We start from the raw sequence: 26,401 nt of genomic DNA, 5'->3' as shown, positions 1-26,401 counted from the left end.
CGTGACGCTGGTCGAGCCGGCTGCCCGGGCCCGGCACGCCAAGCACCGGATCGTGAGTGATAACACATCCGGCGGTGACGGCGCATTGGGCATCCGAGTACGAACATGCCGCAGCGCCCGGCGACAGAGAATCGTCATCGGGCACCGCGGCATTTCGATGTGCAGAGTTGATCAGCAGAGTGCTGAGCGACCGGCTTCGCCTCAGGAGGCGAGAACCTCGTCGAGCAGGGCCTCGGCCTTGTCCTCGTTGGTGTTCTCCGCGAGGGCGAGCTCGCTCACCAGGATCTGGCGGGCCTTGGCGAGCATGCGCTTCTCACCGGCGGAGAGTCCGCGCTCACGCTCACGACGCCACAGGTCACGCACCACTTCCGCGACCTTGATGACATCGCCCGAGGCGAGCTTCTCCAGGTTTGCCTTGTAACGACGGGACCAGTTCGTGGGCTCCTCGGCGTACGGCGCGCGCAGCACCTCGAAGACCCGGTCCAGCCCGTCCTGACCGACCACATCACGCACGCCGACGAACTCCGCATTGTCCGCTGGCACACGCACTGTCAGGTCACCCTGGGCGACCTTCAGCACCAAGTAGGTCTTGTCCACGCCTTTGATCTGGCGAGTTTCGATAGCCTCGATCAGCGCGGCCCCGTGATGGGGATAGACCACGGTGTCGCCAACCTTGAACGTCATGTGACAGGTACCCCTTCCGTGGCTATCCAGGGTAACACGGAAACCGCGGGTTCTGAATGGCGTTTTCGCAGGTCAGGGCATATCTCGGGGCTTGACAAGTCCAACAGGAACGTGCTTCGGACAGGGGATGGAAGAAGGTATTCGCAGGTCGGAGCCGCTCTCCGGGCCGAGCGAAACGCGTACGTTACACACATCCGGAGCCTCCTCCAAGCGGCCGAACAGTCCCATATGTCCGGTTCCGTATGATCGACTTCCGCTACTCCGTTCGGTGGCCCGAGCCGGGTTCCGGTCGAATCCGGAATTGATCACCGGGCGTCCGGGCGTGCCGTCGGTGATCAATTCCGAGGTCACCCGCGCATTCCTTCACGGAAAATTCGCGCTGCCGCCCGAGGCTCTTATGTGAATGCCGGACGAACACCCGGCCAATGTGCCCCAGGTGTCAGTTGTGACTCCTGTGGGACCACAGGTGCCGGGGGGTCGGGTGCGGCCGGGCGGGAACGGCTCGGTAACCTGTGGCCTGCTGACAGACACTTAGGGCGGCTTTATCGGCCGCTCCGCTCGAGTCAAGGAGTTGCCGCCGCCGTGAGCAGCAGCCTTCGACGCGGCGTCCTCGCCGCGGCCGCCATCGCGTTCTCCGTCGCCTCGCTCGCCGCGTGCGGCGCCGGCAACAACGCGCAGACCCTCGAGATCAAGCCGGACAACGCGGCGACGAGCGTCGGCAACATCAAGGTCCAGAACGCGATCGTGATCACGCAGCCCGACCTCGAGTCGACCGGCCCGGCCGCGATCTCCGCCACCTTCTTCAACTCCGGCAGCACCGCCGAGACGCTGGAGTCCATCACCCTGCCGGGCACCGGCAAGCAGGTCGAGCTGAAGCCCGCCAAGGGCGGCAGCCTGAGCATCCCGGCCCACGGCTCGCTGGTCCTGGGCGGCAAGGACAACGCCACCGCCATCGTGCCGAGCAGCCGCGAGGCCGTCCAGGACGGCAACGCCCAGAAGGTCACCTTCACCTTCAGCAAGACGGGCGACGTGAGCCTGCGCGCGTTCGTCGTCCCCGCGAAGCACTACTTCGCCGAGTGGGGCCCGACCGAGGTGCCGGCCGCGCCGGGCGCCTCGGCGTCCCCGTCCGGTTCGCCGTCGGGCAGCCCCTCGGGTTCACCGGCCGGCACCGAGAGCCCCGCCGCGGGCGAGACGCCGGGCGGCCACGAGTCGTCGGCCACGCCGACCGACGCGGCCTCCGCGAGCGCGACGGCCGGCGCCGGGCACTGAGCCCCGCGGAACAGCGAACAGTCGTAGCGAAAGGGCGGGACCTCTCCGAGGAGAGGTCCCGCCCTTCGTGGTGCCTGCGCCGGCTTACGGCTCGAACTTGTAGCCCAGGCCGCGGACCGTCACCAGGTAGCGCGGGGCGCCCGGGTCCGGCTCGATCTTGGCGCGCAGGCGCTTGACGTGGACGTCCAGGGTCTTGGTGTCACCGACGTAGTCGGCGCCCCAGACGCGGTCGATGAGCTGCATGCGCGTGAGCACGCGGCCGGCGTTGCGCAGCAGCATCTCCAGCAGGTCGAACTCCTTCAGCGGCAGGTCGACCTTGGTGCCGCCGACGGTGACCACGTGCCGGTCGACGTCCATGCGGACCGGGCCGGCCTCCAGCGCGGCCGGGGTGACCTCCTCGGGCTCGCCTCTGCGGCGCAGCACGGCCCGGATGCGCGCGACGAGCTCGCGCGAGGAGAACGGCTTGGTGACGTAATCGTCGGCTCCTATCTCCAGGCCGACGACCTTGTCGATCTCGCTGTCCTTGGCGGTCACCATGATGACGGGGACGTTGGAGCGGCCGCGCAGCTGGCGGCAGACCTCGGTGCCCGGCAGACCGGGCAGCATCAGGTCGAGGAGGACGAGGTCGGCGCCGTTGCGCTCGAACTCGTCGAGTCCGTCGGGCCCGGTGGTCGCGACGGCGACCTCGAAGCCCTCCTTGCGGAGCATGTACGACAGGGCGTCGGAGAAGGACTCCTCGTCCTCGACGACGAGCACTCGGGTCACGGAAGGACCTCCGGGGCGGGAAGCGTTTCGTACGCGGTTGATTCGGGGGATGTGGGGGTGGACCGCCCGGCCTCTTCGTCGAGGCCCGCGCCTCCTGCGCGTTCTGATCGGGCGGGCTGCTGATGTGCGCGGTCGCGGGCCGCACCGGCCTCCGGCAGCCGCAGGGTGAAGGTGGAGCCCTGGCCTTCGGCGCTCCACACCGTGACCTCCCCGCCGTGCGAGGCGGCCACGTGCTTCACGATCGCCAGCCCGAGTCCCGTGCCGCCGGTGGCACGGGAGCGGGCCGGGTCGACGCGGTAGAAGCGCTCGAAGATGCGCTCCTTGTCCTTGTCGGAGATGCCGATGCCCTGGTCGGTGACGGCGATCTCGATGTGCTCCCCGCCGGGGGCGTTCACCCTGCGGGCCGCTATGCCGACGCGGGTGCGGGCGGGCGAGTAGTTGACGGCGTTCTCGACGAGGTTGCCGAGGGCCGCGGCGAGCTGGCCGCGGTTGCCCCACACGGCCAGGTCGGCGGTGCCGCCGGCGGCCATGGTGATCTGCTTGGTGCCGGCCTGGTGCCGGCAGCGGTCGATGGCCTCGGCGACGAGCTCGTCGACGCGGACCGGCTCGGCGTCCTCCAGCGGGTCGTCGTTCTGCACCCGCGACAGGTCGATGAGCTCCTGCACCAGGCTGGTGAGCCGGGTGGCCTCGATCTGCATGCGCCCGGCGAACCGCTCGACGGCCTCGGGGTCGTCGGAGGCGTCCATGACGGCCTCGGACAGCAGGGAGAGGGCGCCGACGGGCGTCTTCAGCTCATGGCTCACGTTGGCGACGAAGTCGCGCCGCACCGCCTCGATCCGGCGGGCCTCGGTGAGGTCCTCCACGAGCAGCAGCACCAGCCGGGAGCCGAGCGGCGCGACCCGCGCGGAGACGGCCAGGGCCTCCCCGCGTCCGGTGCCGCGCCGCGGCAGGTCCAGCTCGACCTGGCGTATCTCCCCGTCGCGCCGGGTGTCCCGGGCCATCTGGAGCATCGGCTCGACAGCGAGCTTGCCACCGCGGACCAGGCCGAGGGCGTACGCCGCCGAGCTGGCCTTGACCACCGCGTCCGCCTCGTCGAGCACGACGGCGGAGGACCTGAGGACCGACAGGACGGTGTCCACGCCCGGTGGCAGCACCGGGTCCGTGTGCAGGGAGGTCCGGGTGGGGCGCTTCTGCTCACGCTCACTCCAGCGGAACGCCAGCATGGCGATCACGCCGGTGAGCACCCCGGCGATCGCTGCCGCTGCGGCGACCGCCGCGTTCACGTCCATGCCCCCAGGTTAGGCATGGCTCGGGCACGGGCCACAGCCGTCGGGCAGCGAGCTCGAACACTCGTCGCCCAGAGTTCACCTTGGAGCCAGTATTGGTTCATTTGGGATGACGGAAACGGACGCGTACGGGCCGGAACGTGGGAGCGTGGGGTTCGGACCGTTGGTTGTACGACGGTCGTACCGCCGGTTGTTCGGTGGGCCCCGGCCCTTGAACCCCCGACACAGACGCACGAGAGGGAAGCCTGATGCGGGACGCGTACCACGAGGAACTGGACTCGATCGGCGACGGTCTGGTGGAGATGGCCCGGCTGGTCGGCTCGGCGATCGGGCGCGCCACCACCGCCATGCTCGACTCCGACCTGAAGCTGGCCGAGAACGTCATCGAGGCCGACCAGAAGGTCGACGAGCTCCAGCACGACCTGGAGGCCCGGGCCATAGCCCTGCTGGCGCGGCAGCAGCCGGTGGCGACGGACCTGCGCATCGTCGTCACGTCGCTGCGCATGTCGGCCGACCTGGAGCGGTCGGGCGACCTCGCCCAGCACGTGGCGAAGCTCGCGCGCCTGCGCTACCCGGACCGCGCGGTCCCGAGCGACCTGCACGCCACCATCCTGGAGATGGGCCAGCTCGCCCAGCGCCTGATGGCCAAGGCCGCCGAGGTGATCATCACCAAGGACGTCGACCTGGCGCTCCAGCTGGAGCAGGACGACGACGAGATGGACCTGCTGCACCGCACCCTCTTCCAGCACCTGATGGACGACCGCTGGAAGCACGGCATCGAGACGGCCGTGGACGTGACGCTGCTCGGCCGCTACTACGAGCGGTTCGCCGACCACGCGGTCTCGGTCGCCAAGCGGGTGGTGTACCTGGTGACGGGTGAGCACGCGGACGAGCTCCAGACGGACGGGCAGCCGGAGATCCAGGCGGTGACGGGGGCGGAGAGCGCCTGACGTCCGGTGCGGCGGGGCCCTGCGGGGCCCTGCCCGCCCCGCCTGTCCTGAGGGCGGTCCCGCCAGGGCGTGAAAGGGCCGGGCGGGGATCGGCTGGGGCGCGTGGGCGCCTCTGTGCGCCGTTGATGCGCCCAGCGGAGCGGGCATCCAATGGGCACAGGCACCAGCCTCGAGGAGGGACCCATGGCCGAATCCCCCAGTACCACGCCCGACCCCACGCAGGAGCGCGAGACCGAGCAGCCCGCCCAGATCAGGAACCTGCCCCTGGTCGCCGCGTGCGGCTGCGGCTCGGGCTGCGGCTGCGGATGCCAGTCGGGCAGCCCCTGCCAGTGCGGCTGACGCCGGCACCTTCGTACGACCAGCAGGGCTTCGGTGGTTCGCCGCCGGGGCCCTGCGGCGTTGTGCTCGCCTCCGAGCCCGTACGGGCGGACCATGGAAGTACGTCCGCCGTATCGGCGTACCGCCGGGTACCTGGAAGGAGGCGCGACGTCATGGCCAAGTTCATGGATGTCCACCACAGCATGAAGGGCATCACGGAAGAGCAACTGCGCGAGGCCCACAACGCGGACCTCGCCATAGAAGGGGACGAGAAGGTGCACTTCGAGAGGGCCTGGGCGGACCCGGAGTCCGGCTTGGTGTACTGCCTCTCCGAAGCGCCCTCCGCGGAAGCGGTCCAGCGCATCCACGAACGCGCGGGACACAAGGCCGACGAGATCCACCCGGTGCCGTTGACCGTCCAGTGAGGTGAAGCAGTGCGGTCGGCCGGTCTCAGGGAGCTCTGAGGGCCCCGGCAGCAGGCCCGGCCGACTCAGCGGGAGCAGCCGGCTCAGCGGGAGCAGCCGGATCGGGTTCGACCGGCTGCTCCTCCTCCGGCAGCCGCCTCATCAACGCCCCGTACCCCAGCCCGGCCAGGGTCCCCACCACCGCGCACATTCCCCACAGCCACTCCGCCCCGAACCGGTCGATGACGAACCCGGACATCAGCGGGGCGACGAGCGCGGCGACGGACCAGGACATGGTGTACATCCCCTGGTAGCGCCCGCGCCCGTGGAGCGGGGAGAGCCGGACGACCAGGCCGGTCTGCGTGGGGGCGTTGACGATCTCGGCCAGCGTCCACACGCACACCGTGAGGGCGATGACGCCGACCGACCCGGCGAAGGCGGTGAGTCCGAAGCCGTACCCCGCGAGGACGGACGAGACGATGAGCAGGCGGCGGGGGTCGCGGTGCTCGATGAACCGGGTGACCGGGATCTGGAGTACGACGATCAGGACGCCGTTCACGGCGATCGCCATGCCGTACTCGGCGGGCGTGAACCCGGCCTCGCCCATCGCCACCGGCAGGCCCACCGACCCCTGCTGGAAGATCACCGCGACGAGGAAGGACAGCCCGACGACGCTCATGAAGCGCCGGTCGCGCAGTACGGTCCGGAGGCTGACGGAGCCGTCGGAGGCGGCGGGCGTCTTCGCCGTATCGGCGGGCGTCTTCACCGTCTCGGCGGGCCTGGACTCCGGCAGCTTCAGGAAGACGACGATCGCGCAGACCATCGTCATCCCCGCCTCGATCAGGAACCCGGCGAGATAGCTCACCTCGGCGATGAACCCGGCGGCCATGGAGGAGATGGCGAAGCCGAGGTTGATGGCCCAGTAGTTGAGGGAGAAGGCGCGGATACGGTCCTCGGGCCGGACGATGTCCGCCATCATCGCCTGCACCGCGGGCCGGGACGCGTTGCTGGCCATGCCGACGAGGAACGCGACGCCGGCGATCGCGACCGGATCGCGCACGAATCCCAGCAGCGCGACGGACAGGGCGGTCGAGGCCTGCGCGATCAGCAGTGTCGGCCGCCGCCCCAGCCGGTCGGTCATCACGCCGCCGCCCAGTGAGGAGATCACCCCGCCGAGCCCGTGCAGGGCGGCGACCAGACCGGCGTAGGTGGCGGAGTAGCCGCGGTCGAGCGTCAGGTACAGCGCCATGAACGTCGCGACGAAGGCGCCGAGCCGGTTGACGAGGGTGCTGGTCCACAGCCACCAGAACTCGCGGGGCATGCCGGAGACGGTCTCCCGGACGGCACGTCCGGCCCGCACGGCGTACGGCATGGACGACATGGGCTCCCCCCAGGGCGCAAGGATGTAAGCGGCGCGCTTAGGGGTCACAAATTACAAAGCGTCGGTTGACGGAGGCCACTCAATTAACAGAACCCGTCAAACGTCCGCCTGCCGGGCAGCCACGCGAACGGGCGAATGCGTGGATTACGCTCTGAGGCATGGCCGACGCACCGTACAAGCTGATCCTCCTCCGCCACGGCGAGAGCGAGTGGAACGAGAAGAACCTGTTCACCGGCTGGGTGGACGTCAACCTGACCGCGAAGGGCGAGAAGGAGGCGACGCGCGGCGGCGAGCTGCTGAAGGACGCCGGCCTGCTCCCCGACGTCGTGCACACGTCGCTCCAGAAGCGCGCCATCCGCACCGCGCAGCTCGCCCTGGAGTCCGCCGACCGCCTCTGGATCCCGGTCCACCGCAGCTGGCGCCTGAACGAGCGCCACTACGGCGCCCTCCAGGGCAAGGACAAGGCCCAGACGCTCGCCGAGTTCGGCGAGGAGCAGTTCATGCTGTGGCGCCGCTCCTACGACACCCCGCCGCCGGCGCTGGACCGTGACGCCGAGTACTCCCAGTTCTCCGACCCGCGCTACGCGACCCTCCCGCCGGAGCTGCGCCCGCAGACGGAGTGCCTCAAGGACGTCGTCAACCGCATGCTCCCGTACTGGTTCGACTCGATCGTCCCCGACCTGCTGACCGGCCGCACGGTCCTGGTCGCCGCCCACGGCAACAGCCTGCGCGCCCTGGTCAAGCACCTGGACGGCATCTCCGACGCGGACATCGCGGGCCTCAACATCCCGACGGGCATCCCGCTGTCCTACGAACTCGACGCGGACTTCAAGCCGGTGAACCCGGGCGGGACGTACCTCGACCCGGAGGCGGCCGCGGCGGCCATCGAGGCGGTCAAGAACCAGGGCAAGAAGAAGTAAGCAGCGCCAAGAGGCCCCCCACCTGCGACCTTGTCGCGGTGGGGGGCCTCTTGCGTTTGCAGCCGTTTCGGGATCCAGCACTCGCACAGAGCGCGCCGCCCGTTCCCGGACCCCGTTGACAACTGCCGTCACTCCCTTCCATCATCACTCCACTAATCAAGTAGTGGAATGATGATGGAAGGGAGTGGTGGCCGTGGAGTACCGCATCGACAGGCGGAGCGGGGTCCCCGCCTTCCAGCAGATCGTGCAGCAGACCAAGCAGGCCCTGCGGCTGGGCGTACTCGTGCCGGGCGACCGGCTGCCCACCGCCAAGGACGTCGCCGAGACGAGCGCGGTCAACCCGAACACCACCCTCAAGGCGTACCGCGAGCTGGAGCGCGAGGGACTGGTCGAACCGCGACCGGGCCAGGGCACCTTCGTACGCCGCACGCTGGGCCGGCCCGAGACGGGCACCGACTCGCCGCTGTACGGGGAGCTGGTGGCGTGGATGTCGAAGGCGGCCGGGGCCGGTCTGGAGCAGGAGGACGTGGCCGCACTGGTCGCGTCGGCGCTGGAGAAGCAGTTCGCCCCGGGGACCACGGCGGTCATGGGGGCCACGACAACCAGGAGCACAGGTGAGTGACGTCATGTACGCGGGGGAGCCGGCGCTCGAGGCGCACGGACTGGGGATGCGCTACCGGCGGGGCTGGGCGCTGCGGGACTGCACCTTCCGGCTCCCGGCGGGCAGCATCTGCGGGCTGGTCGGCCCCAACGGGGCGGGCAAGACCACGCTGCTGAACATCGCGGCCCATGTCCTGAAGCCGACGCAGGGCTCGCTCAGTCTGTTCGGAGAGGCGCCGGGCTCGGTGGAGTCCGGTCGGCGTACGGCCTTCCTCGCGCAGGACAAGCCGCTGTTCCGTCGCTTCACCGTGGCGGAGACCCTGCGGCTGGGGCGGGAGCTGAACCCCGGCTGGGACCAGCGCGCCGCCGAGGACATCGTCCGCGCGGGCAACGTGCCCTTCGACGCGAAGATCGGCACCCTCTCCGGCGGCCAGCGCACCCGCGTCGCCGTCGCCCTCGCCTTCGGCAAGCGCCCCGACCTGCTACTGCTCGACGAGCCGATGTCGGACCTCGACCCGGTCGTGCGCCACGAACTCATGGGCACCCTCCTCGCCGAGGCCGGTGAGCGCGGCACCACCGTGCTGATGTCCACCCACGTCCTCGCCGAACTGGACAACGTGTGCGACTTCCTCGTCGTCGTCTCCGGCGGCGGAGTGCGCCTCGCCGGTGACGTGGACGAGCTGATGACCGTGCACGCCGTGGTCACCGGGGTCAGGGAGGGCGAGGGTCTGCCCGCCGGCCTCGGGTACCACACCCTCGTCGAGTCCCGGACCAGCGGACGGCAGTTCACCGCGCTCATCCGCCCGGAGGGCCCGGTCACCGGCCCCTGGGAGGTGGCCGCCCCGAGCATGGAGGAACTCCTGCTCGCCTATCTCCGCTCCCCCGAGGCACCACCGCTGATCACCCCCACCGCCCAGGTCCAGGGCCAGGCGTTCGGCACCGGGACGGTGGCGGCATGAGCACCTTCACCAGCCCCTCGACCGACGGCAAGGACGGGACAACGAACCGGACGATGAACGGGACAATGAACGCAACCAAGACCGGACCCGGGCACGGGGCCAGGAGCGCGACCACCACCGAGGCCACCCGGCGCCCCCGCCTCAGCGGTATGACCTGGCTGGTCTGGCACCAGCACCGGGCCGCGTTCTGGACCATCATCGCCGCCACCGTGCTCTGCGTGGCCTGGATCGTCTACCAGCGCGGCCAGATGATGGACTTCCTGGACGGCTACGGCTTTCCTGCCAAGAACCTCGACGATGCGGAGCGGGAATTCCAGCCGTACGTCGACGCGTTCCACTCCGTCACCACCGGTCTCACGGCGATCCCCGTCATACTCGGTGTCCTCATCGGCGCCCCACTGCTCGCGGGCGACCTGGAGAACGGCACGGCCAAGCTGATCGCCGCCCAGTCCGTGAGCCGCAACCGCTGGCTCGCCACGAAGCTGGGGCTGGCCGGGCTGGTGGTCACGGTGAGCACGGTCACGTTGTCGGCTGTGTTCGCCTGGTGGTGGAGCCCCATCAAGTCCGAGAACACCGGCATCGACTGGACCTCCAGTGACTTCTTCAACACCACGGGCCCGGTGCCCGTCGCCCTCACCCTCCTCTCCGTGTCCGGCGGGGTGCTGATCGGTGTGGTGCTGCGCCGCACGCTGGTGGCCATGGTCGTGACCCTCGGTTTCACCGTCGCCCTCCAGATGGTCTGGGGCCACTTCGCGATCTCGCTCGGCAACATCGTCACGGTCACCAGCAAGCCGGTCAGCCCCGGCACCGTGATCACCTTTCCGGAGGTGCCCCGCACCGCGTACCTGGCCGACACCTCGTACCTCACCGGCAGCGGAAAGCTGGTCGACTTGAACACGTGTGCGGATGCGCCGGCGGAGCAGGGGATTGAGCTGTGCATGAAGAAGGCGGACATCGTCGGCGCGTCGATGGATTACATCCCCATGTCGCAGATGAGCGGTATGCAGTGGTTCGGGGCGTCGATTCTGTTCGCCCTGACCGCCGGCGTCGTGGCGTTCCTCTTCTTCTGGGGTCGTAAGCGGCTCGTCTGAGTAGTCGTTCGCTCCCCCGCAGGGGGGCGCCCCCCTGCGGCTCCCGATATTCGGTGGCCAAACCCGTCCCGTGCCGTCACCATCCCCGCATGGTCTCGCATGAGCACGTCAGTGAACGAGCGGCAGCAGCGGCGACTCGGTGGACGCGGGCGACCGTCTATCCCGATATGTGGGTGGATCCGGACGACGACCCGCGCGAGAGCGAGGTCGAGGTCGTCGATGAGCGTGGGGCGTTGCTGGAGAACCTGCGGCACTATCGCCTCACCCTGGAGATGAAGTGCGCGGGGCTGGACGCGGAGCAGATGGCCCGGCGGTCCGCGCCGCCGTCCAGCATGTCGCTGCTCGGGCTGGTGCGGCATCTGGCCGAGGAGGAGCGGCACTTCCGGCGGGTGATGGCCGGGGAGGACGCGCCGAAGCTGTACCGCACCGACGAGGACCGGGACGGTGACTTCAACGGCGCGGTCGCGGACCCGGCGGTCGTGGCCGAGGCGTGGCGGCGGTGGCGGACCGAGGTGGAGCTCACCGACCGGTATCTGGCCGGTGTCACCGACCTCGCCACCCCGAACGCCGGGTACTCCGACCTCGGGGCCGAACCCGGTGGGCAGGTCCAGCTCCGCGACGTCCTGGTGGCGCAGATCGGGGAGTACGCGCGGCACTGCGGCCACGCCGACCTGCTGCGCGAGCTGATCGACGGCCGCGTCGGGCAATGACGATCCCGTGCCCCGTCCCGGCTGTCGCTCATTACCCCCCGGGTAATCGACCTGTCTTCCCATCACCGGCAGGATCGGTCACGTTCCCACGAAAACCGTCCGGAGTCCGGCCGTAGTCGCGAGGAGAGTGCCATGTCCGTCAACTCCAGCCCGGTGAAGCCGGCTTCCGTCGCCGAGTCCACCCGCGCCGTCGTGCAGGCGTTCCTCACCGCGCGGCTCGCCGGGGACACCGAGCGGCTCGTCGAGCTGTTCGCCGACGAGGTCGACTGGGTGCTCGCCGAGAACCCGGGTGTCCCGTGGATCCGGCCCCGGTCCACCGCCGCCGAATGCGCAGCGCAGTTCACGGAGTTGATGGAGCACACCGTGCCCGAGGACGCCCGGGCCTCCCTCGACGCCTTCCTCGTCGACGGCACCGACGCCGTGCTCACGGGGCACGTGTCGGGGACCGTACGGGCGACGGGGAAGTCGTTCGAAGGGCCGTTCGCGCTGCGCCTCACCGTCGAGGACGGCCGGATCACCCGGCACCACCTGTACGAGAACAGCCTGTCCATCGCCGAGGCCTGCACTCCGTGAGCGGTACGGCTGCTCAGTCCTGCCGGGCGGGACGCCAGTACTGCCGCTTCTCCTCGTCCCGTACGACCACGCCCAGCCGCAGCAGCTCGCGGCGCAGCTCCCGGGCGTCCTCGGCGTCGTCGTCGCTCTTGCGGGCCTCGGCGCGTGCCCTGAGGAGGGCGTCCGCGCCCTCGGGAAGCCCGGGGGTGCCGGGGACCCAGCGGCGGAACTGGGCGCGGTACGGGTCCTCCTCAGCCCAGCGGTAGCCGTGCTCGGTGAGGGTGTCGGCCAGGCGTGGCCAGGGCAGGCCGCAGTGCTCGCGGGCCAGTTCCATGCCGTCCGGGGCCACCGCCACGAGTTCCTTGCCGTCCCTGAACAGCACCCCGATCTCCTTGCGGGTGAACTCCTGCGTGGCGTCCCTGATGGTCAGGGCCAGGTGCGTGCCGGAGACGCGGACCGACAGCGCATCGTGCGCGGCGGCGAGGCCCAGCAGCAGGCCGCCGAGCGTGCCCACCGCGACCGTGCCGAGGGTGAGGGCGGGTTCCGGGATCGAGGTCAGCAGTTCGGCGGGGCCCTCAAGCGGTGCCCACGGCAGCTTCAGCAGCAAGCGGGCGAGGAGGGGGAGCAGCGCGCCGGCGGCGGCACCGCAGCCGACGCAGAAGAGCACGATGCCCCATGCCGACTCCGCGAGTTCCGTGGACTCCTCCGGCGGCGGAACAGGCCGCTTCCCCATGTGCACCTTCCTGGCTTCCTCCATGGGACGAGTCTCGGGAAGTGCCGTGCGTGCCGTCATCAGCCGTTGGTCTACGTCCCTGACGACTTTGGTCTCAGGGGTGCATGCGCGCTCCCTTCACCACCTTGTCCACCGCGTTCTTCGGGCCGTGGACCGCGAGGCCGACCAGATCCAGGTCCGCCGTCGGCACCGACCGTACGGCCGCGCGGTTGTCGCGGTCGTTGCCCGTGGAGAACAGGTCCGAGGTGAAGATCGCGCGGGGCAGGGAGCGGGACAGGGCGCGGGTGTGGGCCGTGGTCAGGGCTTCCTTCGTGGCCTCGAAGACCAGGACCGGCTGGCGGAACATCGGCAGGTAGGGCACGCCGTCCGCGTCCTCGTACGGCTCGCCGATCACCTCGGGGATCTGCGTACCCAGGCCGCTGACCAGGAATGACGTCACGTTGAGCCGCTGCCAGGGCTCCAGGTCGGCGCGCAGCAGTACGGCGATCTTCGTGTCGAAGCGGATCGGCTCCGGAGCCGGTTCGGGTTGCGTGTTCATGATGCGAGCGTGCCCGGCGCTCCTCGCCGGGGTCTTGTACGTTCTTTGCATGGCCTCCCAGTCCGCCCGGATCGTCTCCGCCTGGCGGCCCGCCGTCCCGGGCGTCGTCGAGGTCTTCCACGCCCGCTTCACGGAGTACGCGTACCCGATGCACGTCCACGACGCCTGGACGCTGCTGATCGTCGACACCGGCGCCGTCCGGTACGACCTCGACCGGCACGAGCACGGCACCCCGCACGACACCGTGTCGCTGCTGCCGCCCCACGTGCCGCACAACGGCTCCCCCGTCACCCCGGAGGGCTTCCGCAAGCGGGTGCTGTATCTCGACCGGACGTATCTCGGGGACGAACTCATCGGGGCCGCCGTCGACCGGCCGGACCTGCGCGATCCGCTGCTGCGGCGGCGCGTCGGGCAGTTGCACGGCGCGCTGGTGCGGCCGGGTGAGGAGCTGGAGGCCGAGAGCAGGCTGATGTTCGTCGGGGCGCGGTTGCGCGGGCACCTCCGGGGGGACCCCGTATCGCCTCGGCCCGCCGATCCCGTTCTCGCGCGGCGGCTGCGGGAATTGCTGGACGAGCGGGTCGTGGAGGGCGTCGGGCTCCGGGAGGCCGCCGGGCTGGTGGGAGCCCATCCCGCCCATCTCGTACGGGCGTTCAGCGCCGCTTACGGCATCGCCCCGCACCAGTACCTCACGTCGCTGCGCGTGGGCCGCGCCCGGCGGCTGCTGCTCGAAGGGCGCTCACCGGGAGAGGTGGCGGCCGAGACCGGGTTCTACGACCAGTCGCACCTCACCCGGCACTTCCGGAAGCTGGTGGGTGTGCCGCCCGGGCGTTACCGGGCGGGACGGCCTGGCAGTCGGGGCGTCGCGTGAGCCTGGCAGTCAGGCCCTAGCGGTCGGGGCGTTGCGTGAGGTGGGCGAACGCGTCCAGGTTGCGCGTCGACTCCCCGCGCGACACCCGCCACTCGTACTCCTTGCGGATCGCCGAGGCGAAGCCCAGTTCCAGGAGGGTGTTGAAGCTGCCGTCGGAGGCCTGAAGGACCTGGCCGAGCAGGCGGTCGATCTCGTCGGCGGTGACGGCGGACAGGGAGAGCCGGCCGGTGACGTAGACGTCGCCGTGCTGGTCGACGGCGTAACTCACGCCGTAGAGCTTGAGGTTGCGTTCCAGGAGCCAGCGGTGGACGCCCTGCTCGTTCTCGTCGGGGTGGCGGATGACGAAGGCGTTGAGCGAGAGTGAGTGGCGGCCGACGATCAGGGAGACCGTCGTCTTGAGTTTGCGGGTGCCGGGGAGCTGCGCCACGTAGGTGCCGGGCTGGGGGCTCTCCCACTCCAGGCCGGCGTCCTTCAGCACTCCCTCGACGACCTGTGCCGCTCGCTGTTCCAGATCGGTTTCACCCATGCGGCGAGCGTACGCGACGGCGGTGTGCCTGCATCGCGGCCGTGTAGACGTCCGCCGTGGCGGCGGCCGCGGTGTCCCAGCCGAAGGACTGCGCGTGGCGGGCGGCCTGCCCGCCGAGCCGGGGCGACAGCTCCGGATCGTCGGCGAAGTCGCGCAGCACACGCGCGTAGTCGGCGGGATCGTGCCCGCGGACGAGGAAGCCGGTGTGTCCGTCGCGCACGGCGACCGGCAGACCGCCGACGGATGCCGCCAGCACCGGGGTGCCCGCCGCCTGCGCCTCTATGGCGACCAGGCCGAACGACTCGCTGTAGGAGGGCATGACCAGGACGGAAGCCGCGCGGAACCAGTCCGCCAGCTGCTCCTGGCCGACCGGCGGGTGGAACCGTACGACGTCCGCGATGCCGAGGCGTGCGGCCAGCTTCTGGAGGCCCTCGGGCTTGGCGAGGCCGCTGCCGCTGGGACCGCCGACGACGGGGACGAGCATGCGCGAGCGCAGCTCGGGGCGCTCGTCGAGGAGGACGGCGACGGCTCGCAGCAGCACGTCGGGGGCCTTCAGGGGCTGGATGCGGCCCGCGAAGAGCGGGATCAGCGCGTCCCCCGGCAGGCCGAGACGGGCCCGGGCGGCGGCGCGGCCGTCGCCGGGCGAGAAGCGGCTGAGGTTCACGCCCGGGTGGACGACGGCGACCTTGTCGGTGTCGGCCGCATAGTGCCGTACCAGTTCGTCGGCCTCTTCTGTGGTGTTGGCGATGAGGCGGTCGGCGGCGGCGACGATCTGGGTCTCGCCGATGACGCGGGCGGCCGGTTCGGGGGTGTCGCCGTCGGCCAGGTTGGCGTTCTTGACCTTGGCCATGGTGTGCATGGCGTGCACGAGGGGGGCGCCCCAGCGCTGGGCGGCGAGCCAGCCGACGTGGCCGGAGAGCCAGTAGTGGGAGTGGACCAGGTCGTAGTGGCCGGGGCGGTGGCCGGCCCAGGCCTGCATCACGCCGTGCGTGAAGGCGCACAGCTGGGCGGGGAGGTCCTCCTTGTTGAGGCCCTCGTAGGGCCCGGCGTCGACGTGCCGGACGAGGACGCCGGGGGCGAGCTCGACGGTCGGCGGGAGGGCGGCCGAGGTCGCGCGCGTGAAGATCTCGACCTCGATGTTGATCGCGGCGAGGCGCTGCGCGAGCTCCACGATGTAGACGTTCATGCCGCCGGCGTCGCCGGTGCCCGGCTGGTGGAGCGGGGAGGTGTGCACGGAGAGCATGGCCACCCGGCGGGGCCTGCGGTGCAGCCGGAGGCGCGTGGGCGTGGACGCGGAGCGCCGCCCGAGCCTGCCGATGTACTGGCTCACGTGGCGTTCCTCCTCGCTACGGGCATGCCTGGGCAGGGCGCACGTGCCCTCCAGGGGCTGCAACACCGGAAGGTTGGGCTCCATTTCCGGATTCGCGACTTTTACCGAATCATTACCGACTCCCGCTCAACCGTTCGAGTGCGGAGGGCTCCCCCTGCGCCCGCCCCCGGGAGCGTGACAGGCAGGTGAACTGGATCGAAAATCGCAGATCACTGGAGCTGTCCCCACCATGAAAAGGCCGCGAAAGGGCTGACGTACCGGCACCGCGGACAACCGGGCGCCTCCCCCATCGGTCATCACCTGCGCAAGGACCGACAACTGCCCCACGGAGGTTATGCAATGCCCTCTCGCCTCGTCAGCCGCCGACTGTTACGCGCCTCATCGGTTCTGGCGCCCGTTCTCGGCATGGGTCTGGCCGTTCCGATCGCCCTGGCCGGCACGGCCGGTGCCGCGGAACCGACGGCCACCGCCGCGGTGAACGAGTACGGCTGGCAGCTCACCTATACGGCCGCCCCCGGGCAGGCCAACCGGGTGGCCGTCACCCAGTCGTTCACCAGCGACCGCGCACACTTCACCTATGTGATCGACGACGTCGTCCCGATCAGCGCCGGGAACGGTTGCAGCCACCCCGACAGCGCGGACGACACCAGGATCTCCTGCACGGTGGAGGCCCCCGAGAGCCAGTCCCCGCTCAACTCCATGGAGATGGACCTCGCCGACGGCGCCGACACCGCCTCCTTCGACAACGCCACCGACCAGGTCTTCTACTCCAACACGATCGAGCTGGGCGACGGCAACGACAAGTGGACCGGCGCCACCGGCGACCGAGTGGACGGCAGTTCCGTCCGGGGCGGGGCGGGCGACGACGTCATCAGGGCGGGCGCGCTGGGATACGCCGGCGGCGGTGACGGCGACGACACCCTCTACGCCGGCATCGACGGCGAGATCGTGGACGGCGGCGCGGGCGACGACGTCCTCCACGGCGGCGCGGGCGACCAGATCATGCGAGCCGACGACGGTGACGACACGGTCTACGGCGGGGCCGGCGACGACGAGATCCACGGCGGCAGGGGCAACGACATCCTGTACGGGCACAGCGGCGCCGACCGGATCTGGGGAAACAGCGGCGACGACGAGCTGTACGGCGGGCCCGGTGCGGACACGCTCTCCGGGGGCCCGGGCAGGAACATCGTCCGCCAGGACTGACGGCGACAGCATCGTCCGCCAGGACTGACGCTTCTCACCGTCCGGGGAACCGCGCGGGTTCCCCGGACGGCCGACCGATGAGTTTCCGCGTCCCACGGCGCCGGAAGGAGTGGTGACGACGAGCGAGAGGTGAGTGGTGCGCGATGCAGCTGGTGGTGCAGGAGTTCCTGTCGCTCGACGGTGTCTCGCAGGGGCCGGGCGCCCCGGACGAGGACACCAGCGACGGCTTCGAGCGGGGCGGCTGGTTCGTGCCGCACCTGGACGAGGAGTTCGAGCGGCTGGCCGGCAGCTGGCTCGGCGAGGCGGACGCGTTGCTGTTCGGGCGGCGTACGTACCAGAACTTCGCCCGGGACTGGCCCGCGATGACCGACCATCCCCTCGCCGGGATCATGAACGGCCTGCCCAAGTACGTCGCCTCCCGGAGCCTGACCACGGCCGAGTGGAACCCGACCACGATCCTGTCCGGTGACGTCCCCGCCCAGGTGGCGGAGCTGAAGCGGCAGCCCGGCCGGGAGCTCCAGATCCACGGCAGCGCCCGGCTCGCCCAGTCCCTGCTGGCCGCCGGGCTGATCGACACGCTGCGGCTCGTGATCGCCCCGGTCGTGGTCGGCCAGGGCCGCCGCCTCTTCCCGGACGGCGGCACACCGGCCGGGCTGCGGCTGGCCGACCACCGGACGACGCCGGGCGGCCTGTCGGTGCATGTGTTCGAGTCGGCGGGGGTTCCGGAGTTCGGGACGTACGGAGGTGGGAGCGGCGGGGCCGGGGCCTAGGAGGCCCTTCAGCCCGGGGGGCCGTTCAACCTCTGGGGGCCGCTTAACCTCGTACGCATGACATCCCGCGCAGCTCCCCGCCCGCTGGGAACGGTGACACGCGGGACGACCAACCCCAACCGCCTGCGCCGCATGGACCGCTGGATCGCGGCCACGCACGGCGCCGAGCTGCGCCGTGCCGCCGATCCCGTAGCCGTCGACCTCGGGTACGGCGCCGCTCCCTGGACGGCCGTCGAACTGCTGCACCGCCTCCGTACGGTCGCGCCACGCGCGCGCGTGGTGGGCGTCGAGATCGAGCCGGCCCGGGTCGCGGCGGCGCTGCCGTACGAGCGGACGGGGCTCGTCTTCCGGCACGGCGGTTTCGAGATCCCGATCCCGCAGCGGCCCCTGCTGGTCCGCGCGGCGAACGTGCTGCGGCAGTACGCGGAGGGCGAGGTCGAGGCCGTCTGGCACCGGCTGTGCGGGCGGCTCGCGCCGGCCGATCCGGCGACCGGGGCGCGCGGCGGGCTGCTGGTCGAGGGGACCTGCGACGAGATCGGGCGCCGGCACGTCTGGGTGGCGCTCGGCCCGGAGGGACCGCGCACGGTCACCTTCGCGACCCGGCTCGGCTCCCTGGAACGCCCCTCGGACCTGGCGGAGCGCCTGCCGAAGGCGCTCATCCACCGCAACGTCCCGGGCGAGCCGGTGCACGCCTTCCTGCGCGACTTCGACCGCGCCTGGGCCGCCGCCGCGCCCTACGCGTCCTACGGCGCCCGCCAGCGCTGGATACGGGCGGTACGGGACCTGACCACCGACTGGCCGGTGACGGACGGGCCGGTGCGGTGGCGGCAGGGCGAAGTGACGGTGCGGTGGGAGGCGTTGGCGCCGCGGGGCTGAAACCCCCTCGCCCGGTCCGGGCCCGGCCCCGGGCCCGCCGGGAACGATCTCTTTGAGTCGTTCGTCACACAGGCGGGGAAATCGTCATGCCGGGGGCATGTCGGGGAGGGGGCCGAGGGAAGTACTACCCCTGTCGCTTCGCGCGCCGACGTGGCAGCATCCCCAGGCGAACCGGACGTTACTGACGGTTAATCACTTTGGGGGATGAGGTATGGGAACGGGCAAGCGTGGCCTGATCGCGACGGCCGTGACGGTGGTCTGCGCGCTCACGGTGCTGGCGGCACCGGGCACGGCGTTCGCGAGCCCCGGTCCCGCACCCACCCCGAGCGCGGGCCCGGCCCTCGCGCCCGACAAGGACCTCGAGGCCGTACGCAAGAAACTCGACAAGCTCTACCGCGCCGCGGCCCGCGCCACCGACGAGTACAACGCCGCCGAGGAGAAGGCGGACAAGCAGTCCGCCGAGATCGTCAAGCTGGCCAAGAAGATCGTCAAGGGCCAGGAGAGGCTGGCGAAGCTGAAGGACCGCGCGGGCGCCGCGGCCGCCGCCCAGTACCGCGGTGGCGGACTGCCGCCCGAGGCCCATCTGATGCTGAGCGACGATCCGCAGGAGTTCCTCGACGGGGCGGGGCGGGTGCGCCAGGGCCAGCACGCGGCCAAGGGCCTGATCAGGGAACTGACCCGCACCCAGGAGGACTTGGAGCAGTACGCGCGGGACGCCTCCGCGCAGTGGAAGAAACTGGAGGCGGGCCGCAAGGCCAAGGCCGCCGCGCAGAAGGAGATCGAGAAGCAGATCGCGGAGGCGGAGAAGCTCGAATCCGAGCTCCGGAAGGAGGAGCAGGAGCGCCTCGCCGAGCTGGAGAAGGAGGCCGCCGGCAAGGCGCAGACCGCCTGGCTCGACTCCGGCATCCTCGACGAGATCAAGGGCAAGGCCTCCGAGCAGGGCAAGAAGGCCGTCGCGTACGCCACGGCCCAGATCGGCAAGCCCTACCAGTGGGGCGCCGAGGGCCCGAAGACCTACGACTGCTCCGGACTGACCTCACAGGCCTGGATTTCCGCCGGCCGCGGCATTCCGCGCACCTCGCAGGAGCAGTGGAAGCAGCTGCGGCACATCGACATCCAGGACATGCGGCCCGGCGACCTCATCATCTACTTCGACGACGCCAGCCATGTCGCGATGTACGTCGGCGACGGGGTGATCGTGCACGCGCCGCGGCCCGGGCGGACGGTGACCCTCGCGGGGGCCGGATCGATGCCCATCCTCGGGGTGGTACGACCGGACGCCGACGCCGGCACCGACTGAGCGGCGGTGACCTGGACGACGTGACCCAGCCCACCCCGAATCCGGCTCCAAACCGCACGCTGACGTGACGTTCGTCATCCCCACAGCATCCCGGCGGTGTCCAACTGGGGGGCATTTCGCGGCATATGACACTGGCCGATGGCGCAGCGGCGTGGCTCACACCATTCCAATGCGGCGCCGACACCCGCTATGGTCCCGGTCGGTGGGTCGAGGTCCCTCGCCCCCGCCATGCCCTCGGGGGGAGGGAAGGAACCCAAGACGATGCCCGTACCCATACCGCGGCAGAGAGCGATCCCGGCCGTGGAGAGTGGTCAGGCGCAGGCCGAGTCCCGGTGCGACGGCCCCGCCGAGCAGTCCGTCACGGACGCCTCGGCAGCGGCCCCGCGCACGCCGGACACCGCCGGGAACATCACGGACAAGGTGGAGAACAACACCGCCCACACCAACCTGACCCTGCTGCTGATCGAGGACGATCCGGCCGGTTCGCCGATCGTGCCCGACATGCTCGACCAGGCGGGCAAGCCGATCCGCGTCCGCACGGCCCGCAACCTCACGGAGGCCGGGCGGCTGCTGACCGACGACGTCCACTGCATCCTGCTGGACCTCGCGCTGCCGGCGCCGGGCCGCAGCGACGCCGACGACGAGCTCGCCGTGCTCAAGCACGTGCTGGAGCTCGCACCCCGGCATGCCGTCCTGGCGCTGACCGCCTCGGGTGACGCCGAGCGCGGCGCGGAGGCGGTGCGCGTGGGCGCCCAGGACTATCTCTTCCGCGACGAGCTGGACGGCCGGCTGCTGAGCCGGGCGATCCGCTACGCGGTGGAGCGCAAGCGCTCCGAGTCGGCCGAGCGCCGGCTCGCCGAGGGCCGGCTGCGCGCCCAGGAGAACCGCCGCCTGGAGCGCGGTCTGCTGCCGACCCCGCTGCTGGACGGCTCCCCGCTCCGGTTCGCCGCCCGCTACCGCCCGGGTCGCTCGCGCGCCCTGCTCGGCGGCGACTTCTACGACGTCGTGCGCACGCCGGACGGCACCGTGCACGCCATGATCGGTGACGTCTGCGGTCACGGCCCGGACGAGGCCGCCCTGGGCGTGGAGCTGCGGATCGCGTGGCGCGCGCTGACGCTGGCGGGCCTGTGCGGCGACCAGCTGCTGGGCACGCTCCAGCAGGTGCTGGAGCACGAGCGGGCCGACGACGAGATCTTCGCGACCCTGTGCACGGTGGACATCGCCCCGGACGGCCGCCGCGCCGGCCTGTGCCTGGCGGGCCACCCGTCGCCGCTGCTGGCCCGCCCGGGCAAGCCGGCCCGCCTGCTGCCGTACGACAACAACGGGCCGGCCCTCGGGCTGCTGCCGGGTGCCCGCTGGCCGCGGATGCAGGTGGAGCTGGGCGCCGAGTGGAGCCTGATGCTCTACACCGACGGCCTGATCGAGGGCCGCGTCGGCGAGGGCCGGGAGCGGCTCGGCCAGGAGGGCATGACGGAGATGGTGCGCCGCCAGTTCGCCGAGGGGCTGCGGGGCGAGGAGCTGCTGCGGGCGGCGGTGAACGAGGTGCGCGCCCTCAACGGTGGCGAGCTGACGGACGACGTGGCGGTACTGCTGCTGGACCGGGTGCCGTAGCCCCGGCTCCGGGGCCGGGTGACAGGTGCCGAAGCCCCGGACCCGGGACCGGGTACAGCTGCCGTACCCCCGGGCCCCGGGCTCCGGTGCTGCCGGGGTCTTACCGGCCGCCGTTCCAGGGGCCGTACGGACCGTCGCTGCTGGAGCCGCGCCGGCTGCGGCCGCCGCCGGGGAGCGCGCGGATGGCGGGGCGCACGTCGACCATGTACACGATCGTCGCGATGAGGCCGATGATCGGGAGGAACGACAGGATCGGGAAGAGCAGGTTCACCACGAAGGCCAGCCCGAGGATGATCAGCCAGAACGGCTTGGTCTTCTTGTCGGCCGCTCGGTAGGCGTCCTCCCGCCGCACGGCGGCGTCGAACAACGCGAAGCCGCTGAAAATGATCAGGGCAATGCTCAGAAGCCACATGAACCCTGCGAAGCCCTGCATCAGCACTACGTCCACCACCTGACTCGGCTCGTCCCTACGCGGTCACCGTACCCGTACAACGGGCCGGACACCCCCAGGGTGCCCGGCCCGTGTGGTCGCTCTGCGCCCTCCGCCGTCCTACTTGGCCGGCGGGGTGGTCTTCTTGGCGGTGGTCTTGCGCGCCGGGGCCTTCTTGGCGGGAGCCTTCTGCGCCGGGGCGGCCGTGGCGGCGGGCTTCGCCGGCTCCTCCTTGACCTTGACCGGCTCGGCCTTCGGCTCGACGGCCACGGCCAGCTCCTCGACGCCCTCGGCGACGTCCTCGATGCCCTCGGCGGCCTCGCCGCGCCAGGTGCGCACGGCCTGCTCGCCGTGCTCGGCGACCTTCTCGTAGGTCTCCCGCGCCTTGACGGCGTACTCGGCGGCCACGCCGACGCCGCGCAGCGCGAAGTCCTGGGCGGTCTCGCCGACCTTCTTCAGGTCCGCGTCGATCGTGCTGCCGAGCTTCTTGATGTCGACGTCGATGGAGCCGATGAACTCCGTGACCTTGTTCTGGAGGATCTGCTGCGTCTCCTTGACGCGGGCGGAGGCCTCCTTGGCCCGGGCGGAGGCCTTCTCCTGGACGGCCTTGGTGTCGGTGTTGCGTACGGCGTCGAACCGCGCGGGGGCCTCGGAGCGCAGCTGCTCCACCAGGGCCGGCACCTTCTTGGCCTGCTGAAGGGCGAGGTCGGCGGTGCCTGCGGCGAAGTAGAGCGGCGTCGGGTCGCTGAGGGTCTTGCGCAGGTCGTCGGTGATGGCCATGGTGATGGTCCTCCCGGATTCTGTTTCGCTTGAGGGTTCGGCTGAGGGTCGTGTGATCCGCAGCGGTACGGCCGGTGCCCTGGTCCGGCTCAGCCGGCCGTCTGCTGCGGGTCGGTGTCACTGCCGCCGGTGGTCTTGCGGGCCCGGCGGGCGGCGGACGTACCGCCGGTGTTCTTGCGAGTACGGCGGGCGGGCGACGGTGACGTACCGCCGTCGTCCTTGCGGGTGCGGCGGGTCGCCGACGGTGACGCGGACGTACCGCCGTCGCTGCCGTCGCTGTCGCGGGGACGGCGAACGGCGGGCCGGCCGCCGTCGGCCGTGCGGGTCGGTCGTATCCCGGTGCCGCCGTCCGGGGCGTCCCCGTCTCCGTCCACCTCGTCCTCGGCGACCACGAGGTCGACGACCGCGGAGCCGTCGCCGGTCCCGAACCCGTTCTCCTTGCGGAAGGACTCGTAGATCTGCAACAGCACCTGCTTCTGCCGCTCGTTCAGCGTCGGGTCCGCGAGGAGGACGGCACGCGTCTCGACCTCGTCCAGGTCCCGCTCGGCGTCGAGGATGCCGGCCCGGACGTACAGCGTCTCGGCGGAGATCCGCAGGGCCTTGGCGACCTGCTGCAACACCTCCGCGCTCGGCTTGCGCAGCCCGCGCTCGATCTGGCTCAGATACGGATTGGACACCCCGGCGGCGTCGGCGAGCTGCCGCAGCGACAGCTGCGCGTTGCGCCGCTGTTCGCGCAGGTAGTCACCGAGATTGCCGACGTTGAGCGATGCCATGGCTCCACAGTGCCGCACCCCGCTAACTATTGCAAGCACCCGCTTGCAAAAGTGCGCCACGCCACCCTGAGGAGCCCGGATCCGCAGGTGTTCGACGCCCCGCTCTGGCCCACAAGGCGGGCACGTCAGCCTCCGACGATGCAGAAGGGGTGCCCCGCCGGATCCGTGAGCACGCGCCACCTGCTCTCGTTCGGCTGCCGCTCCGGCCTGCCCGCCCCCAGCTCCAGCAGCCGGGCCTCGGCCTCCTCCAGGTCCGCGACCCTGAAGCAGCAGTGCAGTTGCTGGGGCACGTCCTGGCCGGGCCAGCCGGGGGCCCGGTAGCCGTCGACCCGCTGAAAGCCGAGGGAGAGTCCGTCCCCACCGCCCAGAGAGGCGAAGTCGGCGTTCGACCTCGGGTGCGGTTCGAGGCCGGTGGCGGCCTGGTAGAACGCCGCCAGGGCGAGCGGATCAGGACAGTCCAGGGTTATCGCGCTCAACGTCATCCGTACGGACATGCCGCCTCCAGGCCGGTCATCGGGTGGACCCTCTCGCGATCACCCTAGAAGCGGCCGGAAAGTGACCGGACCTCGAAAACGGTTCGACGAGCCGGGCCCCGCGCGGCCATGATCTGCGCTCGTGACGACTTCACGGCAGTTGCCGGTCCGGGCCGCCGCCCGTAACAACGCCGAGTGGTGTGCGGCGATGTGCCGGGCGCACGGGGTGGCGGGTGAGTTCGGGGGCGAGGCGTGGGCCGCCGCGGGGCGGGCACCGGTCCACTACCCCGACGCGGTGACGCTGGAGCCGGGCGCCGACCCGGACGCGCTCGTGGCACGCGTCGACATGGGCTCGCCCGGCGCCGCGGTCAAGGACAGCTTCGCCGACCTCGATCTGACGGGGGCCGGTTTCCTGGTGCTCTTCGAGGCCCAGTGGATCCACCGTCCGGCCGGTACGGCCGCGCCCGCCCGCGCTCCCGGGCCGACGGATCTCGCGTGGGACGTGGTGGGCGATCCCGGCACACTGCGCGCCTGGGCGCTGGCCTGGGACGGCGGCGCCGGGCACGCGGGCCTCTTCCCGGACGGGCTGCTCGCCGACCCGGAGACCTCCGTGATCGCGGGACGGTCCGGTGACGGGCGAGTCGTGGCCGGAGCGGTGGCCTGCCGCAGCGCGCACGTCGTCGGCGTCTCCAACGTCTTCGGGCGGGACGGCGGGCCAGACGCGGCCTGGCCGGTCGTGCTGCACGCGCTCGACCGGCTCTTCCCCGGCCTGCCCGTGGTCGGTTACGAGAGCGGCGACGACCTGGAGACCGCCGTCCGGTACGGCTTCGAGCCGGTCGGTCCGCTGCGGGTGTGGCTGCACGGCGGGTAGCGGCGGGGCCCCGTCTCCCGTTAGTGCGGCTTGTACGCCAGAAACGTGCCGGTCCGCCGCTTGATCCCCTCCTCCGGCTCCTGCACCACCCGCGTCGTGACGACCAGCCCGGCCCGGTGGAGCAGTTCGGCGATGCGGTCCGGCGGCAGCAGGTACGACTCGTAGGACACCGGGTGGTCGCCGTAGGCGTGCGACGGGCGCAGGTGCTCGCCGCTGCCCACCGGGCCGGCCAGCATCAGCCGCCCGCCGGGCGCGAGGGTGCGGTGGAACTCGGCGAACACGGTCGGCAGCCACTGCGGCGGGGTGTGGTGGGTGGAGAAGTACGCCAGGATGCCGCCGAGTTCGCCGCTGCCGGTCTCCAGCGCGGTCATCGAGCCGACGGTGAAGCGGAGATCCGGGTACGCCGCCCGGGCCAGTCGGACCATCTCCGGCGACACGTCCACGCCGAACACCAAGACTCCCAGGGCGGCCAGATGTGCCGTCACCTTGCCCGGGCCGCAGCCCAGGTCGGCCACCGGCCCGGGGTGCGGCGGCCGTACCAGCTCGGCGAAGGCGGCCAGCATCGCGCGCGACACCGGGTCCAGCTCGGCCGGCTGCTTGACGAGTCGGGCGTAGTCGGCGGCGACGGTGTCGTAGGACTCTCGGACGGCGGCGAGGTGGGAGGGCTCGGTCATGCCGTGAAGGTAGACGACCGTGCTGACAGGGCCGGGCCGTCACGCCGGGCGAGTACTGCCGGCACCCCGCCCGTACTCCGACGCCAGTACGCCGCTTTACTCCCGCCGTGAGACGCTTCCGCCACCTCCCGCCCGGCACGGTGGCAGCGTGAAGCCGAAGCAGAAGCCGCACCCGATTCCGAAACTCGGCCGCCCGGCGCGCCGGGCCGTCCTCGTCGTCCACGTCATCGCCTCCGCGAGCTGGCTCGGGCTCACGCTCGGGCTGCTCGCGCTCGGCGCCACCGCGGCCACCACCGGGTCCGCCGTGACCGTGGAGGCGTCCGTCCGGGCCATGAAGCTCTTCGCCGACCGGCTCCTGCTCCCCGTCGCGTTCCTCACGCTGCTCAGCGGCCTGGTGCTGTCCCTGGGCACGCCGTGGGGACTCGCCCGGTACCGATGGGTCTGCACGAAGTTCTGGCTGACCCTCGCCACGACCACCGCCACGGTGTTCGCCCTGCGCCCCGGGGTGAACTCCGCGGTCACCGCCGTCGCCGCGGGCGGGCCCCTGCCCGATGCCGGTGACGTCCTGTTCGGGCCGGTCGTCTCGCTGTCCGCCTACGTCTTCATGACGGTGATCTCCGTGCTGAAGCCCTGGGGCCTGACCAGGCGGGGCAGGAGGCTGCGGGCACCCGCCCGGCGTGCCCTCCAGGACGCCTAAGTCGGCAACCGATTTGCCTAATGCTTTTAGGCAGATGCACACTTCTTTCTGGCAGA

The 26,401-nt window shown here is 71.2% G+C and carries 31 protein-coding genes; 18 read left to right on the top strand and 13 right to left on the bottom strand.

What is annotated here, in order from left to right; all coding sequences use genetic code 11:
* Window positions 1-201: 201 nt before the first annotated feature.
* The gene (locus tag SCNRRL3882_RS22280) at window positions 202-684 is read right to left on the bottom strand and encodes a CarD family transcriptional regulator (protein WP_003953493.1); all 483 of its coding nucleotides are present in this window, start codon (window positions 682-684) and stop codon (window positions 202-204) included.
* A gap of 582 nt (window positions 685-1,266) precedes the next feature.
* Between SCNRRL3882_RS22280 and SCNRRL3882_RS22270 the strand changes: the two genes are divergently transcribed.
* Window positions 1,267-1,953 carry a hypothetical protein gene (locus SCNRRL3882_RS22270; protein WP_010036091.1) on the top strand — a complete coding sequence of 229 codons (687 nt, stop codon included), beginning with the start codon at window positions 1,267-1,269 and terminating at the stop codon, window positions 1,951-1,953.
* A gap of 84 nt (window positions 1,954-2,037) precedes the next feature.
* Here the strand turns inward: SCNRRL3882_RS22270 and SCNRRL3882_RS22265 are convergent, their stop codons facing one another.
* Both SCNRRL3882_RS22265 and SCNRRL3882_RS22260 read right to left on the bottom strand, forming a co-directional pair.
* Window positions 2,038-2,718, bottom strand: a complete 681-nt coding sequence (locus SCNRRL3882_RS22265) for a response regulator transcription factor (RefSeq protein ID WP_004929857.1) — start codon at window positions 2,716-2,718, stop codon at window positions 2,038-2,040.
* Complete coding sequence (locus SCNRRL3882_RS22260; RefSeq protein ID WP_010036092.1) at window positions 2,715-4,007, bottom strand: sensor histidine kinase; 1,293 nt, start codon at window positions 4,005-4,007, stop codon at window positions 2,715-2,717. Before SCNRRL3882_RS22260 ends, SCNRRL3882_RS22265 begins: the two co-directional genes overlap by 4 nt.
* Window positions 4,008-4,252: 245 nt before the next feature.
* On the opposite strand from SCNRRL3882_RS22260, the gene phoU reads away from it, so the two are divergent.
* The 3 genes from phoU (at window position 4,253) to SCNRRL3882_RS22245 (ending at window position 5,697) form a co-directional block, all read left to right on the top strand.
* The gene (gene phoU, locus SCNRRL3882_RS22255; protein WP_010036094.1) at window positions 4,253-4,954 is read left to right on the top strand and encodes a phosphate signaling complex protein PhoU; all 702 of its coding nucleotides are present in this window, start codon (window positions 4,253-4,255) and stop codon (window positions 4,952-4,954) included.
* Window positions 4,955-5,137: 183 nt separating this feature from the next.
* Window positions 5,138-5,293 (top strand): hypothetical protein, encoded by a 156-nt coding sequence (locus SCNRRL3882_RS41150; RefSeq protein ID WP_173937275.1) that lies wholly within the window; start codon window positions 5,138-5,140, stop codon window positions 5,291-5,293.
* Window positions 5,294-5,445: 152 nt separating this feature from the next.
* The gene (locus SCNRRL3882_RS22245) at window positions 5,446-5,697 is read left to right on the top strand and encodes an SCO4226 family nickel-binding protein (RefSeq protein WP_010036098.1); all 252 of its coding nucleotides are present in this window, start codon (window positions 5,446-5,448) and stop codon (window positions 5,695-5,697) included.
* Window positions 5,698-5,722: 25 nt separating this feature from the next.
* Here the strand turns inward: SCNRRL3882_RS22245 and SCNRRL3882_RS22240 are convergent, their stop codons facing one another.
* Window positions 5,723-7,057, bottom strand: a complete 1,335-nt coding sequence (locus SCNRRL3882_RS22240) for an MFS transporter (RefSeq protein WP_010036105.1) — start codon at window positions 7,055-7,057, stop codon at window positions 5,723-5,725.
* Window positions 7,058-7,215: 158 nt separating this feature from the next.
* Between SCNRRL3882_RS22240 and SCNRRL3882_RS22235 the strand changes: the two genes are divergently transcribed.
* The 6 genes from SCNRRL3882_RS22235 to SCNRRL3882_RS22210 all read left to right on the top strand — a co-directional run bounded on the left by SCNRRL3882_RS22235 (window position 7,216) and on the right by SCNRRL3882_RS22210 (window position 11,910).
* Window positions 7,216-7,977, top strand: coding sequence for a phosphoglyceromutase (locus SCNRRL3882_RS22235; protein WP_010036108.1), 762 nt, complete (start codon window positions 7,216-7,218; stop codon window positions 7,975-7,977).
* Between the two features lie 184 nt (window positions 7,978-8,161).
* Window positions 8,162-8,599, top strand: a complete 438-nt coding sequence (locus SCNRRL3882_RS22230) for a GntR family transcriptional regulator (RefSeq protein WP_010036110.1) — start codon at window positions 8,162-8,164, stop codon at window positions 8,597-8,599.
* Window positions 8,600-8,603: 4 nt separating this feature from the next.
* Window positions 8,604-9,536: an ABC transporter ATP-binding protein gene (locus SCNRRL3882_RS22225; protein WP_010036120.1), complete on the top strand. Its 933-nt coding sequence runs from the start codon at window positions 8,604-8,606 to the stop codon at window positions 9,534-9,536.
* The gene (locus SCNRRL3882_RS22220; RefSeq protein ID WP_010036123.1) at window positions 9,533-10,627 is read left to right on the top strand and encodes an ABC transporter permease; all 1,095 of its coding nucleotides are present in this window, start codon (window positions 9,533-9,535) and stop codon (window positions 10,625-10,627) included. The genes SCNRRL3882_RS22225 and SCNRRL3882_RS22220 overlap by 4 nt, the downstream gene beginning before the upstream one ends.
* 89 nt (window positions 10,628-10,716) lie before the next feature.
* Window positions 10,717-11,337 (top strand): DinB family protein, encoded by a 621-nt coding sequence (locus SCNRRL3882_RS22215; protein ID WP_029180914.1) that lies wholly within the window; start codon window positions 10,717-10,719, stop codon window positions 11,335-11,337.
* A gap of 132 nt (window positions 11,338-11,469) precedes the next feature.
* A complete protein-coding gene (locus SCNRRL3882_RS22210) occupies window positions 11,470-11,910 on the top strand; it encodes a nuclear transport factor 2 family protein (RefSeq protein ID WP_010036127.1) in 441 nt (146 codons plus the stop codon).
* A gap of 13 nt (window positions 11,911-11,923) precedes the next feature.
* Here the strand turns inward: SCNRRL3882_RS22210 and SCNRRL3882_RS22205 are convergent, their stop codons facing one another.
* On the bottom strand, window positions 11,924-12,646 hold the full coding sequence (locus SCNRRL3882_RS22205) for a hypothetical protein (protein ID WP_102514845.1): 723 nt from the start codon (window positions 12,644-12,646) through the stop codon (window positions 11,924-11,926).
* Between the two features lie 70 nt (window positions 12,647-12,716).
* On the bottom strand, window positions 12,717-13,160 hold the full coding sequence (locus SCNRRL3882_RS22200) for a DUF2000 domain-containing protein (RefSeq protein ID WP_010036131.1): 444 nt from the start codon (window positions 13,158-13,160) through the stop codon (window positions 12,717-12,719).
* Window positions 13,161-13,209: 49 nt separating this feature from the next.
* Between SCNRRL3882_RS22200 and SCNRRL3882_RS22195 the strand changes: the two genes are divergently transcribed.
* On the top strand, window positions 13,210-14,028 hold the full coding sequence (locus SCNRRL3882_RS22195; RefSeq protein ID WP_010036133.1) for a helix-turn-helix domain-containing protein: 819 nt from the start codon (window positions 13,210-13,212) through the stop codon (window positions 14,026-14,028).
* A 16-nt stretch (window positions 14,029-14,044) separates the two neighbouring features.
* Here the strand turns inward: SCNRRL3882_RS22195 and SCNRRL3882_RS22190 are convergent, their stop codons facing one another.
* Together SCNRRL3882_RS22190 and mshA are read right to left on the bottom strand one after the other, a co-directional pair.
* Window positions 14,045-14,554 carry a YbjN domain-containing protein gene (locus tag SCNRRL3882_RS22190; protein ID WP_010036134.1) on the bottom strand — a complete coding sequence of 170 codons (510 nt, stop codon included), beginning with the start codon at window positions 14,552-14,554 and terminating at the stop codon, window positions 14,045-14,047.
* Window positions 14,547-15,884: a D-inositol-3-phosphate glycosyltransferase gene (gene mshA, locus SCNRRL3882_RS22185; protein WP_010036136.1), complete on the bottom strand. Its 1,338-nt coding sequence runs from the start codon at window positions 15,882-15,884 to the stop codon at window positions 14,547-14,549. Before mshA ends, SCNRRL3882_RS22190 begins: the two co-directional genes overlap by 8 nt.
* Window positions 15,885-16,289: 405 nt before the next feature.
* Between mshA and SCNRRL3882_RS22180 the strand changes: the two genes are divergently transcribed.
* The 5 genes from SCNRRL3882_RS22180 (at window position 16,290) to SCNRRL3882_RS22160 (ending at window position 21,647) form a co-directional block, all read left to right on the top strand.
* Window positions 16,290-17,090: a calcium-binding protein gene (locus SCNRRL3882_RS22180; RefSeq protein ID WP_010036140.1), complete on the top strand. Its 801-nt coding sequence runs from the start codon at window positions 16,290-16,292 to the stop codon at window positions 17,088-17,090.
* A gap of 143 nt (window positions 17,091-17,233) precedes the next feature.
* Window positions 17,234-17,860 carry a dihydrofolate reductase family protein gene (locus SCNRRL3882_RS22175; protein WP_010036142.1) on the top strand — a complete coding sequence of 209 codons (627 nt, stop codon included), beginning with the start codon at window positions 17,234-17,236 and terminating at the stop codon, window positions 17,858-17,860.
* Between the two features lie 57 nt (window positions 17,861-17,917).
* Window positions 17,918-18,736 carry an SAM-dependent methyltransferase gene (locus tag SCNRRL3882_RS22170; protein WP_086012478.1) on the top strand — a complete coding sequence of 273 codons (819 nt, stop codon included), beginning with the start codon at window positions 17,918-17,920 and terminating at the stop codon, window positions 18,734-18,736.
* Between the two features lie 211 nt (window positions 18,737-18,947).
* Window positions 18,948-20,036, top strand: a complete 1,089-nt coding sequence (locus SCNRRL3882_RS22165; RefSeq protein ID WP_010036147.1) for a C40 family peptidase — start codon at window positions 18,948-18,950, stop codon at window positions 20,034-20,036.
* Window positions 20,037-20,297: 261 nt separating this feature from the next.
* Window positions 20,298-21,647, top strand: a complete 1,350-nt coding sequence (locus SCNRRL3882_RS22160; protein WP_010036148.1) for a PP2C family protein-serine/threonine phosphatase — start codon at window positions 20,298-20,300, stop codon at window positions 21,645-21,647.
* Between the two features lie 100 nt (window positions 21,648-21,747).
* Here the strand turns inward: SCNRRL3882_RS22160 and SCNRRL3882_RS22155 are convergent, their stop codons facing one another.
* The 4 genes from SCNRRL3882_RS22155 to SCNRRL3882_RS22140 all read right to left on the bottom strand — a co-directional run bounded on the left by SCNRRL3882_RS22155 (window position 21,748) and on the right by SCNRRL3882_RS22140 (window position 24,124).
* A complete protein-coding gene (locus SCNRRL3882_RS22155) occupies window positions 21,748-22,080 on the bottom strand; it encodes a DUF2516 family protein (RefSeq protein ID WP_078602772.1) in 333 nt (110 codons plus the stop codon).
* A 117-nt stretch (window positions 22,081-22,197) separates the two neighbouring features.
* Window positions 22,198-22,857, bottom strand: coding sequence for a hypothetical protein (locus tag SCNRRL3882_RS22150; protein ID WP_010036151.1), 660 nt, complete (start codon window positions 22,855-22,857; stop codon window positions 22,198-22,200).
* 89 nt (window positions 22,858-22,946) lie between these two features.
* A complete protein-coding gene (locus SCNRRL3882_RS22145) occupies window positions 22,947-23,630 on the bottom strand; it encodes a helix-turn-helix domain-containing protein (protein WP_010036154.1) in 684 nt (227 codons plus the stop codon).
* A gap of 125 nt (window positions 23,631-23,755) precedes the next feature.
* A complete protein-coding gene (locus tag SCNRRL3882_RS22140) occupies window positions 23,756-24,124 on the bottom strand; it encodes a VOC family protein (protein WP_029180918.1) in 369 nt (122 codons plus the stop codon).
* Between the two features lie 121 nt (window positions 24,125-24,245).
* Between SCNRRL3882_RS22140 and SCNRRL3882_RS22135 the strand changes: the two genes are divergently transcribed.
* The gene (locus SCNRRL3882_RS22135; RefSeq protein WP_029180919.1) at window positions 24,246-24,974 is read left to right on the top strand and encodes a hypothetical protein; all 729 of its coding nucleotides are present in this window, start codon (window positions 24,246-24,248) and stop codon (window positions 24,972-24,974) included.
* A gap of 20 nt (window positions 24,975-24,994) precedes the next feature.
* On the opposite strand, the gene SCNRRL3882_RS22130 is transcribed toward SCNRRL3882_RS22135, so the two are convergent.
* The gene (locus SCNRRL3882_RS22130) at window positions 24,995-25,648 is read right to left on the bottom strand and encodes a class I SAM-dependent methyltransferase (RefSeq protein ID WP_010036161.1); all 654 of its coding nucleotides are present in this window, start codon (window positions 25,646-25,648) and stop codon (window positions 24,995-24,997) included.
* A 148-nt stretch (window positions 25,649-25,796) separates the two neighbouring features.
* On the opposite strand from SCNRRL3882_RS22130, the gene SCNRRL3882_RS22125 reads away from it, so the two are divergent.
* Complete coding sequence (locus SCNRRL3882_RS22125; RefSeq protein WP_010036164.1) at window positions 25,797-26,345, top strand: hypothetical protein; 549 nt, start codon at window positions 25,797-25,799, stop codon at window positions 26,343-26,345.
* Window positions 26,346-26,401 lie beyond the last annotated feature (56 nt).

This window comes from Streptomyces chartreusis NRRL 3882, assembly GCF_900236475.1.
GTDB lineage: Bacteria > Actinomycetota > Actinomycetes > Streptomycetales > Streptomycetaceae > Streptomyces > Streptomyces chartreusis_D.
Note: the sequence above shows the minus strand (reverse complement) of the source record. Positions and strands in the feature narration are given on the sequence as shown.